General features: G+C 71.6%; 10 protein-coding genes and 1 pseudogene. 2 read left to right on the top strand and 9 right to left on the bottom strand.

The genetic code is table 11. From position 1 onward, the window contains the following. Position 1: 1 nt before the first annotated feature. The 4 genes from ACIBQZ_RS07215 to ACIBQZ_RS07230 all read right to left on the bottom strand — a co-directional run bounded on the left by ACIBQZ_RS07215 (position 2) and on the right by ACIBQZ_RS07230 (position 4,104). Positions 2 to 667 carry a rhomboid family intramembrane serine protease gene (locus tag ACIBQZ_RS07215; RefSeq protein ID WP_396087577.1) on the bottom strand — a complete coding sequence of 222 codons (666 nt, stop codon included), beginning with the start codon at positions 665 to 667 and terminating at the stop codon, positions 2 to 4. A 62-nt stretch (positions 668 to 729) separates the two neighbouring features. Continuing rightward, positions 730 to 1,473: a S1 family serine peptidase gene (locus ACIBQZ_RS07220; RefSeq protein ID WP_396087578.1), complete on the bottom strand. Its 744-nt coding sequence runs from the start codon at positions 1,471 to 1,473 to the stop codon at positions 730 to 732. A 123-nt stretch (positions 1,474 to 1,596) separates the two neighbouring features. Beyond that, positions 1,597 to 2,307 carry a lytic transglycosylase domain-containing protein gene (locus ACIBQZ_RS07225; RefSeq protein WP_396087579.1) on the bottom strand — a complete coding sequence of 237 codons (711 nt, stop codon included), beginning with the start codon at positions 2,305 to 2,307 and terminating at the stop codon, positions 1,597 to 1,599. 384 nt (positions 2,308 to 2,691) lie between these two features. Continuing rightward, positions 2,692 to 4,104, bottom strand: a complete 1,413-nt coding sequence (locus ACIBQZ_RS07230) for a PhoH family protein (protein WP_396087580.1) — start codon at positions 4,102 to 4,104, stop codon at positions 2,692 to 2,694. Positions 4,105 to 4,364: 260 nt separating this feature from the next. On the opposite strand from ACIBQZ_RS07230, the gene otsB reads away from it, so the two are divergent. After that, the gene (gene otsB / locus ACIBQZ_RS07235) at positions 4,365 to 5,189 is read left to right on the top strand and encodes a trehalose-phosphatase (protein WP_396087581.1); all 825 of its coding nucleotides are present in this window, start codon (positions 4,365 to 4,367) and stop codon (positions 5,187 to 5,189) included. Here otsB and ACIBQZ_RS07240 read toward each other — a convergent pair. Continuing rightward, positions 5,133 to 6,035 carry a LysR family transcriptional regulator gene (locus ACIBQZ_RS07240; RefSeq protein ID WP_396087582.1) on the bottom strand — a complete coding sequence of 301 codons (903 nt, stop codon included), beginning with the start codon at positions 6,033 to 6,035 and terminating at the stop codon, positions 5,133 to 5,135. The two genes, otsB and ACIBQZ_RS07240, sit on opposite strands and share 57 nt — an antisense overlap. 294 nt (positions 6,036 to 6,329) lie before the next feature. Between ACIBQZ_RS07240 and ACIBQZ_RS07245 the strand changes: the two are divergent. Then, positions 6,330 to 6,896 (top strand): annotated as a pseudogene (locus tag ACIBQZ_RS07245) (EamA family transporter); the annotation flags it as partial. A gap of 16 nt (positions 6,897 to 6,912) precedes the next feature. Here the strand turns inward: ACIBQZ_RS07245 and ACIBQZ_RS07250 are convergent. Genes ACIBQZ_RS07250 through ACIBQZ_RS07265 form a run of 4 tightly spaced genes read right to left on the bottom strand, consistent with a single transcriptional unit; the run spans position 6,913 to position 11,660 of the window. Further along, entirely contained in the window at positions 6,913 to 7,683 is a 771-nt protein-coding gene (locus ACIBQZ_RS07250) for an isoprenyl transferase (protein WP_396087583.1), read from the bottom strand. A 31-nt stretch (positions 7,684 to 7,714) separates the two neighbouring features. Next, positions 7,715 to 8,842 (bottom strand): NAD(P)/FAD-dependent oxidoreductase, encoded by a 1,128-nt coding sequence (locus ACIBQZ_RS07255; protein WP_396087584.1) that lies wholly within the window; start codon positions 8,840 to 8,842, stop codon positions 7,715 to 7,717. A 37-nt stretch (positions 8,843 to 8,879) separates the two neighbouring features. Next, on the bottom strand, positions 8,880 to 9,800 hold the full coding sequence (locus ACIBQZ_RS07260) for a hypothetical protein (protein WP_396087585.1): 921 nt from the start codon (positions 9,798 to 9,800) through the stop codon (positions 8,880 to 8,882). A 54-nt stretch (positions 9,801 to 9,854) separates the two neighbouring features. Continuing rightward, positions 9,855 to 11,660, bottom strand: coding sequence for a phosphoenolpyruvate carboxykinase (GTP) (locus ACIBQZ_RS07265; protein WP_396087586.1), 1,806 nt, complete (start codon positions 11,658 to 11,660; stop codon positions 9,855 to 9,857). Positions 11,661 to 11,905 lie beyond the last annotated feature (245 nt).

The following is an 11,905-nucleotide window of genomic DNA, read 5'->3' on the forward strand; positions in this document are numbered from 1 at the left end:
CTCAGAGGTCGGTGAGCGTGGGGCTGCCGGGGCCGTAGAGGGCCGGGACCGGGCGGACCCGCCGGCGCCGGAAGATGATCGCCGCGATCACCCCGCCGAGCAGGCCCAGCAGGTGCCCCTGCCAGGAGATCGGCTGGTCGGTCGGCAGCACGTTGTAGAGCTGGTACCAGTACAGCAGGCCGATGAACGCGGCCACGCCGAGGTTCCACCAGCTGCGCTCCACCAGGCCGCGGGTGACGAGCAGGCCCAGGTAGCCGAAGACGACCCCGCTGGCGCCGACCACGACGCTGCTCGGGTCTCCGATGATCCACACCCCGAAGCCGCTGACCAGCACGATCACCAGCGTCGACCAGAGGAACCGGCGGGTGCCGCCGGCCAGGGCGAAGGTGCCGACCAGGATCAGCGGGATGCTGTTGCCGTAGAGGTGGTCCCAGCCGGCGTGCAGGAACGGGCTGAAGATCACCCCGTCCAGGCCGTCGATGCGGTGCGGGATGATGCCGCCGGCCACGTCGAGCCGACCGGCGCCGATGCCCACGTCGATGGCCTCGATCAGGAACAGCACCGGGATGACGGCGCACATCGCCACGAAGGCGCGGCCGATCGAGGCGAAGAAAGCCTCGGAACCGAATCTCGCCGCCTGATCCTCGCGCTCCCCGGGGTAACTCATCCCCCGATGGTTGCCGATCGACGCCACCCACGCCAACCCGGTGAGTGTCGGATCGGCCACGGTTAGCTCAGCTTGCGGGTGGCTGCCCGGATGTCGTTGCGGAACCGGGAGATCTGGGTGTAGACGCCGGGGTAGCCGCGGCGGGCGCAGCCGAGGCCGAAGCTCACGATGCCGACCTGCACAAACCGGTGGTCGGCCGTCTCGTGCACCATCGGCCCGCCGGAGTCACCCTGGCAGGTGTCGGCGCTGGGGCCGCCGGCGCAGATCGCTTCCTTCTCGACGAGCTTCACCCCGACCCTCCGGTACGCCCGGGCACAGTCCTTGTCGCCGACGATCGGCACGCTGGCGTACCGGAGCTTGGTCTGCTGGTGCAGCGAGGCCTCGCTGGTCTGTCCCCACCCGACGATGGTCATCGGGCCGCCCTCCTCGGCGCCGCCGCGGCTGAGGTCCAGCACCGGCAGGTCGAGCGTGCGGTCCAGCTTGATCAGCGCCCAGTCGTCGCCGCGGGTCTCGTCGCGGAAGCCGCCGGCCCGGATCACCGCGACCGAGCGCGCCTTGACCGCGTCCCGCGACTTGAGGTCGGTGGTGCCGGCGGTCACCTCGACGGTCTTGTCCTTGCCGGTGCCGGTGACGCAGTGACCGGCGGTGAGCACCACGCCGGGCGCGGTCAGCACCCCGCCGCAGCCCATCGAGAGCCGCACCATCCACGGGAAGCGGCCGGCCGGGGCCAGGTCACCGCCGACGACCGCACGGGCCGGCTCGCTGTGGTCGGCGGCCCGGGCCGCTATCTGGCTCGCGGAAAGCACGCAGGCAAGAACTCCGAGCACAACCACCGAGGCGACTTTCCGGACCATACAGACATTTGATCACGGTCCATGACCGCAAAAGGGGTACGCGCCCAAGCGCGTACCCCTTTTGTCAGGTCTGGATCAGTACCAACCCGTGTTCTGCGAGTGCGACCACGCGTTGCACGGGGTGTTGTACCGGCCCTTGATGTAACCGAGGCCCCACTTGATCTGGGTGGCCGGGTTGGTCTTCCAGTCCGAGCCCTCCGAGGCCATCTTCGAGCCGGGCAGCGACTGCGGGATGCCGTACGCGCCCGAGCTGGCGTTGGAGGCGCGGTGGTTCCAGCCGCTCTCCTTCTTCCACAGCTTGTCCAGGCACGGGAACTGGTCGATCTTGAAGCCGGCCTTGAGCATCAGCGCGCAGCCGGTCTCCCGGTTGCCGCTGTACTCGTTGCAGGAGTCCGGGATCGGGCCGGTGTACGGCACCGTCGCGCCGGAACCACCGCCGGATTCGGCCTTCTTGGCCTCCTCGGCCTTCTTCTCGGCCGCCTTCTTCTCGATCAGCTTCTTCTCGACGGTGCGGGCCTTGCCGGCCGCGATCTTGGCCTCCGCGGCGGCCTTGGTGGCCGCCTCGTCCTCGGCCTCACGCTGGTAAGCGCGAGCCGCCGCGTGCTGGCCGTGCCGCTCCTTGAGGAGCTGCATCTCGTCCGCGTCCGCCTGGACGGTGAGACTGGCCTGGGCGCTCTGCGCCTGGACTTCCTGGTCCTGACCGAGGTAGACCCCGCCGATCACGCCTGCGACAAGCAGGCCCACCGAGGCCACACGGATTCCGACCCGGCTCCAGAGCCGATTCACGAAGTATCCCTTCGTTGGGGGCAATGACGCGGCGGGCATTCACCGGGACGAATCCCGGCGACATTTCCGCCGCGAGCATCGTCGACCCCTCGGGTCGCGCGACCGGCATGTCTTCCGCCGGTCACGGTGACCGCCAAGTCGATCTCCGACCTGCCGGGCCACGCGAATGATGCTCGCCAGCCACCATGGCGCACGGTGAAGGGGATGTGAAATGACGACGCGCACCTGTGAAATGAATCACAGGGCGTTTAGGAGTTAATCCGGGCAAATACCCGCCATTTCTCTCACTTTCGAGGTAACGACAATCTCACTTTATGTAGTCGGCCCTCTTCGCAGCGTGAGGCGGGGACCCCTCGGATCCCCGCCTCACCCGGCAACGCAGCGTTACTGCGGGATGTCCTCCAGGAGATCGGTGACGACCTCTGCGATCGGCGAGCGCTCGGACCTCGTCAGGGTGACATGGGCGAAGATGGGATGACCCTTCAGCGCCTCGATCACCGCCGTCACGCCGTCGTGCCGGCCCACCCGCAGGTTGTCGCGCTGGGCGACGTCGTGGGTGAGCACCACCCGGGAGCCCTGCCCGATCCGGGAGAGCACCGTGAGCAGCACGTTGCGTTCCAGCGACTGCGCCTCGTCGACGATCACGAAGGCGTCGTGCAGGCTGCGGCCCCGGATGTGGGTCAGCGGCAGCACCTCGAGCAGGCCCCGCGCCATGACCTCCTCCATCACGTTGGCGTGCACCACCGCGCCGAGCGTGTCGAAGACCGCCTGCGCCCAGGGCGACATCTTCTCCGACTCGCTGCCCGGCAGATAACCGAGCTCCTGGCCACCGACGGCGTAGAGCGGGCGGAAGACGATGACCTTCTTGTGGCGGTTGCGCTCCATGGTCGCCTCGAGGCCCGCGCACAGCGCCAGCGCGGACTTGCCGGTGCCGGCCCGGCCACCCAGCGAGACGATCCCGATCGACTCGTCCAGCAGCAGGTCCAGCGCGACCCGCTGCTCCGCCGAGCGGCCCCGGATGCCGAACGCCTCCCGGTCACCCCGGACCAGGCGCACGGTCTTGTCCGGGTTGACCCGGCCCAGCGCCGAGCCACGGACCGAGTGGATCACCAGGCCGGTGTGGCAGGGCAGCGCGTCCGCGTCCTCCAGCTCCAGCTCGTCACCCGCGTACAGCTGGGCGACCTGGTCCTCGGACAGCTTGAGGTCGGCCATGCCGACCCAGGTCGGGTCGCTGGCCTGGCCGTGCCGGTACTCGTCCGCGGTCAGGCCGACCGAGGCGGCCTTGACCCGCAGCGGCATGTCCTTGCTGACCAGCGTGACGTCGCGGCCGTCGGCGGTCAGCCCGAGCGCCACGGACAGGATCCGGGTGTCGTTCGAGTCGTTGCGGAAGCCCTGTGGCAGCACGCTCTGGTCGGCGTGGTTGAGCTCCACGCGGACCGTGCCGCCCTCGTCGTTGCAGAGCACGGGATGGTCCAGCCGGCCGAACTTGATGCGCAGCTCGTCGAGCATGCGCAGCGATTGCCGGGCGAACCAGCCGAGCTCGGGGTGGTGCCGCTTGTCCTCCAGCTCGGAGATCACCACGAGGGGGATGACCACCTCATGATCGGTGAACCGGCGGAACGCCGCCGGGTCGGACAGCAGGACCGAGGTGTCCAGAACGAAGACCCGGCCGGCTGGGGCGGGCTCCGCGTCGGCGTGCCGGTCGCGGGACGTCCTGCGTCCCGTGCCGGCGCGGCTGCTGGAGACGGTGGCGGCCGGGTCGTGCGAAGCCCCGGCGTCAGTACGGCGAGATGTCACAGGCCTGCTCCAGCGGGCGTGCAACCCGGTCCGCCCGCGGTCCGCCACGTCCGGCGCCCGTGCCTGGCACGGAGCCGGGATGCGGGGCCCCGTGGCGCTCTTGTCGCAGGTCCGGGCCGACCGGTTGGCCCGGGATGACCCCGTGCCATGACTAGAACGCTAGCGGTCAAGTGCCACCGGCGGTAGTACCCGCGTGATCCGCCAATTCCCCGCCGTCACGCCGACGTGCACCGGGCTCCGTTGCAGGTAGGCTGGTACTCGTGCCTGAGTCCGAGCAGCACCACGCGCGTCCCACGCACCCGCTGAGCGCCGCCGAGGCCTGGCAGTTCACTGCCTCACGGGCCGATGACACGACCCTCTTCTTCGACTTCGACGGCGTGCTCTCGCCGGTGACCGACGATCCCGACGCCTCCCAGCCCGTGCCGTCGGTGCTGGGCGTGCTCGACGAGCTGGCCGGCGCGGTCGCCCGGGTGGCCATCGTCTCGGCCCGCCCGGTGAGCTTCCTGCGCTCGCGCTTCTCCTCGCTGGCCCACGTCGACCTCTACGGGCTGTACGGCCTCGAGGTGTGGCACGACGGCGAGGTGGTCACCGAGCCCGCCGCGCTGCCCTGGGTGCCGGCGATGGAGCAGCTGGCCGAGCGCGCCCGCGCCGAGCTGCCCGAGCAGATCCTGGTGGAATACAAGCGGCTCTCGGTCGCCCTGCACTACCGCACCGCGCCGCAGCTGGCCCAGACGGTCGAGCGCTGGGGCCACGAGCAGGCCGAACGCGTGGGCCTGCGGATCCAGGGCGGCCGGATGGTCGTCGAGCTGAAGCCGCCGGTCGACCAGGACAAGGGCATGGTGATCGGCGAGGGCGTGCTGAACGCCCGCTGCGCCTGGTATTTCGGCGACGACATGTCCGACATCAAGGCGTTCGACGCGCTGCGCGCCCGCGAGGCCGTCGACCCCGACTTCTTCGGCATGTGCGTCGCGGTGGCCAACCCGGAGACCGGCGCAGAGGTCTCCAGCGCCGCCGACCTGACCCTGGAGTCACCCGAGGCGGTCGCCGGCTTCCTCGCCGACGCCCTGACCGCCTTCCGCCGCTGACCAGCCGTAGGCGGCCCGGGCCAGCGTGATCACTTCGGTCAGCTGGTCCGGCGGGTCGTCACGCCACCACGCCAGCCGCACCGAGATCGGTGGCACCTGCCGCAGCACCCGGTAGGCGACGCCCGGGCGCGGGTACTGGTGCGCCGTCGCCTCGGCGGTGACCCCCACGGCCTGCCCGGCGGCGATCAGCGTCAGCCATTCGTCCACCGCCGGCGTCTCCCGCACCGAGGTGGGCCGGGCGTCCGCCGGCCACAGGCCCAGCGTCGTGGTGCCGGTCCGGCTGTCGATCGCCACCGTGTACCGGGACAGGTCCTCCACCCGCAGGGAGCGGCGGCGGGCCAGCGCGCTGTCCGTGGCCACCGCCGCGTACCGGGACTCCCGGCCGATCTCGGTGGTGGCGAAGCGGGGGTCGTCGAGCGGGCGGCGGATCACCGCGAGGTCGGCCGCACCCGCCGCCAGACCCGCCGTCGGATCGTTGACCTGCACGAACACCAGTGGTACGCCGGGATGCACAGCGGCCCACGCCTTCTGCAACCGCCGGGTGTGCCGGCCCAGCGCCGCCCAGGCGAAGCCGACGCGCACCTCGGTGCGCGCCTCCGCGACGATCCGCTCCAGGTGGGCCAACTCCTCGAGGATGCGCCGGGCCTGGGCGGCCACCCGGGCGCCGGTGGCGGTCAGCGCGACGTGCCGGGTGGTGCGCTGCAGCAGCCGGGTGCCCAGCGCCGCCTCCAGCGCGGCGACCGAACGCGAGACCGACGCCTGCGAGATCCCCAGAACGGCCCCCGCGTCCGTGAAGGTGCCCGCGTCCACCACCGCGACAAAGGCTCTGAGCTGCCGCAAATCCATGCGCCGAGCGTATCGATCCGCCGTCGCCGGCATTTCTCTTCGCGGCCGGCCGGGCGAAGGCTCGGCAGCATGAGATCAACAGGGCTCGCCGTCATGCTGGGCAGCGCGGCCTGCAATCAGGTCGGTGCGGCGCTGGGCGCGCACGCGTTCGCCGGCGTGGGGCCCGCCGGGGTGGTCGCGGTGCGCCAGTTCGTCGCCGCGGCGGCACTGCTGGCGGTGGCCCGGCCGGACGTGCGCCGCTTCACCTGGCCGCAGTGGTGGCCGACGCTGCTGCTGGCCGGCGTGTTCGCGGTGATGAACCTGAGCCTCTACACGGCGGTCGACCGGATCGGGCTGGGCCTGGCGGTGACACTGGAGGTGCTCGGGCCGCTGGCGCTGGCGCTGGCCGGCTCCCGGACCCGGTTCGACCTGGTGTGCGCGGTCGCGGCCGGTGCCGGGGTCTACGTGCTGGTGCGGCCGGGCCCGTCCAGCGACTGGGCCGGCATCGGGTGCGCGCTGCTGGCGGCGGGGTGCTGGGCGGCGTACATCGTGCTGAACCGGGTGCTGGGGGCACGGGTGCCGGGGATCGAGGCGACCGCGGTGGCGACGACGATCTCCGCGCTGGGCTATCTGCCGGTTGCTGTGACACTTCTCGCACAGGGGCGTTTTGGCACCACGGGACTGGCGTATGCCGCCGGGGCCGGGGTGCTCAGCTCACTGCCGTACGCGTTGGATCTGATCGCCCTGCGCCGGGTGCCGGCGCGGTTCTTCGGGATGTTCATGAGCGTGCACCCGGTGCTGGCCGCCCTGGCCGGGCTGGTGCTGCTCGGCCAGGCGCTGCGCCCGCACGAGTGGGCGGGCATCACGATCGTCATCGGGGTGCTCGCGCTGAACAGCCTCAGGCGCCGTAGCGCCGCTGGCGTCCCGCGTACGAGCGGAGCGCCCGCAGGAAGTCCGTCCGGCGGAAGTCCGGCCAGTTTGCGTCGTGGAAGTAGAACTCCGAGTGCGCCGACTGCCAGAGCAGGAAACCGGACAGCCGCTGCTCCCCGCTCGTGCGGATGACCAGGTCGGGGTCGGGCTGTCCCTTGGTGTAGAGGTGCTCGGCGATGTGCTCGACGTCGAGCATCTCGGCGAGCTCCTCCAGCGTGCGGCCGGCCGCGGATTGCTCGTAGAGCAGCGAGCGCACGGCGTCGGTGATCTCCCGCCGGCCGCCGTAGCCGACCGCGAGGTTGACCTCGACGCCCTCGGTGCGGGTTGCGGTCTTCTCCTGGGCGGCCTTCAGGACGGTCGCGGTGGGTGCGGGCAGCACGTCGAGCGCGCCGACGATGCGCAGCCGCCACGGGTTGCCGTCCTCGGCCAGCTCGGTCGCCAGGTCCTCGATGATCTTGACCAGCGGGTCCAGCTCGGCGGCGGGGCGCTGCAGGTTGTCGGTGGCCAGCAGATAGAGCGTGACGTGCTTGATCCCGGCCTGGTCGCACCAGCCGAGCAGCTCCTTGATCCGCACCGCGCCGACCCGGTGGCCGTCGTTCGGGTCGACGTAGCCCATCTCGCGGGCCCAGCGGCGGTTGCCGTCGCACATCACCCCGACATGCTGCGGCACCGGCTTGCCGGCGAGCTTGCCGGCGAGCCGTCGTTCGTACAGCGAATAGACCAGGGACCGCAGACTCATCCCCGCAAGCCTATCCAGCACGCGCCGCGGCTCAAGAGGGCGAGTCACCCCGGTGCAGCAGCGCGCTCCCGATGCGTCCGATCGTGCGAAGGTCGAAAACCCCGTCACCGAGCCCCAGATCCACCATCCGGCGGAAAACCGCACCATCTCGGCGGGCGGCCCGGACCGCGGCGTCGACCACTCCCGGCCGGCGGGTCAGCAGCGCCGCGAACCCCGAGTGCCGCAGGTGCCGGCCGAGCCGGCCGGTCAAGGCGGCGGCGTACCGCTCGGCCGCGCGCTCCGGTCCCGCGGCGGCGGCCGCGCCGGCCAGCGCGCCGGAGAGCACGGCGTAGAAGATGCCCTCGCCGGTGAACGGGTTGATCAGCGACAGCGCGTCGCCGGCCAGCAGCACCGGGCCGCGGCCCGGCGGCGGCCGGCGGGTGGACAACGGCAGGTGGTGGGCGCGCAGGCCGGTCGGCGTGCCGCCGGGCAGCAGCTCCCCCAGCCGCTCCAGCAGGTACGCCTTCGTCAGCGGCGTCCCCCGCAACGTCTCGCCGTAGCCGACGTTGGCGGTGCCGTCGCCGATCGGGAAGGACCAGGCGTATGCGGGCCAGCGCGCGCTCGTGGTCCGGATGAGCTGCTCGGCGCCGATCGCGGGGGCGTACCCGCGGATCGCGATGGCCAGGTGCCCGCCGGGGTTGACCGGGTGGCCGAGCGCGCGCCGCACCACCGAACCGGCGCCGTCCGCCCCGATCACCACCCGCGCGGTGACCAGGCCGTCGAGGGTCACGCCGCCGGGACCGGGACGAACCTCGCGCACGGTGTGCCTGCGCAGCTCGGCGCCCTGCGCGACGGCGGCCCGCACCAGCCGCTCGTCGAAGACCCGGCGCGGCACGGTGTGCGCGGCGCGGGGCAGCGGCCGGGCCACCTCGGCCCCGCCCGGACCGATCAGCCGCAGCGCCGTCACGGGCCGATACCCGTCGGTGACACCGGTGACCCCGAGCCCTTCGAGCACGTCGACGGCGTCGGCGGCGATGCCGTCACCGCACGGCTTGTCCCGGGGGAAGTCGGCCTTGTCCAGCAGCAGCACGGACGCACCGGCCCGGCGCGCGGCCAGCGCGGCGGCCGCACCGGCGGGCCCGGCCCCGACCACCGCGACGTCAACCGTCTCCGCCGTCATCCGGCCACCCGGCTCCGGCCCAGGCCGGCGGGGGTTGTCATGCCGGGGCCGGGGTAGCGGCAGGGTCTTGGGTGGTGGGGCCGGCGGCGGCGGCTGTGCGGCCGGCGCGCCAGATCGCGTAGCAGGCCAGCACCGCGGCCGCGACCAGCGGGGCGCCGTCGCGGATCAGGCCGTCGGCGCCGAGCAGCAGGTAGCAGAGCGGCAGGTCGATCACGAGCACGCCCAGGCTGACCCAGACCATCAGCTGCCGGGCCCAGGCCTTGCCGCGCTGGAGGAAGAAGGTGGTGAGCAGCACCGCATAGCTGGCGCCGATGCCCACGAAGATCCAGAACACCACCGCCAGGATGTACTCGGGCCGCCGGCCCAGCTCGCCCACCGAGATCACCGCCGGCACCAGGATCAGCGGGCTGTAGGTGAACGCCGCGACCCGGGCGGTGATCACCCAGGCGGCCACCGGTGGGCGCCGCGGCGCGGATTCGCGCCACTCCAGCCCCTTGCGGGTGGCGACCAGCTTGGCGGGATAGCGCACCAGGTGACCGCGCACGGTGGGGTGCCGGTAGAGCAGCACCACGACGGTGAGGCAGAGCAGCGTCAGCACGCCGAACCCGATCAGGCCGGCCGTGGGCGGCGCGCCGTCGCGCGGCACGAGCAGCCGGCCGACGGCGAAGACGGTGGTCACGGCGAGGATCAGCCCGAGCGGCCGGGACACCGCGCGGCTGCGCCGCACGTGCCAGATCAAGATCAACCAGCCCAGGGTACGGAGCAACGCCCAGCCCGTGCGGATGCCGAGCCCGAAACCGTGCTCCGGCGCGTACCAGAGATTGAGCAGCTCGACCCCGACGGTCGCCGCCGCCGTCGCGACCAGCAGCCAGGTCAGCACGCGGACCGCGGGCGGGCGGATGTCGGGGATGGCCTTCAGTCCGGTCAGGGGCGGCGGTGGGGCGGTCGGACGGGTCACGGGCCGAAGGTACCCAGGCCGCGCCCGCCTCACTCCCGAGGCGGGCGCGGGGTGTCAGCCGGCGTTGAGGCGGGACTTCAGTGCGTCGAGTTCGGACCAGAGCACGGTCGGCAGCTTGTCGCCGAACTTGGCGAACCACTCCTCGACCTGCGGGATCTCGGCCCGCCACTCGTCCGCGTCCACGCGCAGCACGGCCTCGAGCTGCTCGCGGCTGAGGTCCAGCCCGCTGACGTCCAGGGCGTCCGGGGTCGGCACGTGGCCGATCGGGGTCTCCACCGCGTCGGCGGTGCCGTCCAGGCGCTCGACGATCCACTTGAGCACCCGCGAGTTATCGCCGAACCCGGGCCAGAGGAAGCCGCCGTCGGCGTCCCGGCGGAACCAGTTGACGTAGAAGATCTTCGGCAGCTTCGCGGCGTCGCCGGAAGCGGCCTTGCCCATCTCGATCCAGTGGTTGAAGTAGTCACCGGCGTGGTAGCCGATGAACGGCAGCATCGCCATCGGGTCGCGGCGGACCACGCCGACCTGGCCGACCGCCGCGGCGGTGGTCTCCGACGACAGGGTGGCGCCGAAGTAGACCCCGTGCACCCAGTCGCGGGCCTCGGTGACCAGCGGGACGGTGGTCTTACGCCGGCCGCCGAAGAGGATCGCGTCGATCGGTACGCCACGGGGGTCGTCGTATTCCGGGGCGAGGATCGGGCACTGGTTGATCGGGGTGCAGAACCGGCTGTTCGGGTGGCTGGACGTCGACTCGGACTCCGGTGTCCAGTCGTTGCCCTTCCAGTCGATGAGGTGCGCGGGCGGCTCGCCCATGCCCTCCCACCAGATGTCGCCGTCGTCGGTGCGGGCGACGTTGGTGAAGATCGAGTTGCCCCGGGCCAGCGTGCGCATCGCGTTGGGGTTGGTGTGCTCGTCGGTGCCGGGCGCGACGCCGAAGAGGCCGTACTCGGGGTTGGTGGCCCAGAGCCGCCCGTCGGAGCCGAACCGCATCCAGGCGATGTCGTCGCCGACGGTCTCGACCTTCCAGCCCGGCAGGGTCGGCTCCAGCATGGCCAGGTTGGTCTTGCCGCACGCCGAGGGGAACGCGCCGGCGATGTAGCGGACCTGGCCCGCGGGCGAGGTCAGCTTCATGATCAGCATGTGCTCGGCGAGCCAGCCCTCGTCGCGGGCGGCGACGCTGGCGATCCGCAGGGCGAAGCACTTCTTGCCGAGCAGCGAGTTGCCGCCGTAGCCGGAGCCGTACGACCAGATCTCCCGGGTCTCCGGGAAGTGCGAGATGTACTTGGTCTCGCTGCACGGCCAGGGCACGTCGGCCTCGCCGTCGGCCAGCGGCTTGCCGACCGAGTGCAGCGCCGGCACGAAGTCGGCGTCGGTGCCCATCGCGGCCAGCACGGGGGCGCCCATCCTGGTCATGATCTTCATCGAGGCCACCACGTACGCGCTGTCGGTGATCTCGACGCCGAACATCGGGTGGGCCGCGTCGATCGGTCCCATGCTGAACGGGACGACGTACATGGTGCGCCCGCGCATACAGCCGCGGTACAGCTCCGTCATCGTCGCCTTCATCTCGGCGGGCGCGGTCCAGTTGTTGGTGGGGCCGGCGTCGGCGGGGTCGACGGAGCAGATGAACGTGCGCTCCTCGACCCGGGCGACGTCCCCGGGATCGGTACGGGCCCAGAACGAGTTGGGCCGCTTGACGGGATCGAGGCGGACCAGCGAGCCGGCGTCGACGAGCGCGTCGGTCAGCCGGGTCCACTCGTCGTCGGAACCGTCGCACCAGACGACACGGTCCGGGGTGGTCAGGGCGGCAACCTCGTCCACCCAGGTCAGCAGCTTGGTGTGAGCAGTGGGGGGCACTGACATGTGATTCCCTTCGGTCTGCACTGACCAGTGACTCAGCAGCCGGAGGACCGGCTGATGTCACGGGAGTCACATCAGCCTAAGCCGAGGGAACGTTCAGTTCATCGGCGAATCCTGTGGAGAACCGCACAAACTTCGGCCGCGGTGCTCAATGACGATTGATCCTTCGCCGGTTGACGCACAAGCGCGCATCCGCGTCGCGCCGATGCATTCTTCTCGGCCGATCGGCTACTTTCACAAAACGGACG

The organism is Actinoplanes sp. NPDC049599 (assembly GCF_044465625.1).
GTDB lineage: Bacteria > Actinomycetota > Actinomycetes > Mycobacteriales > Micromonosporaceae > Actinoplanes.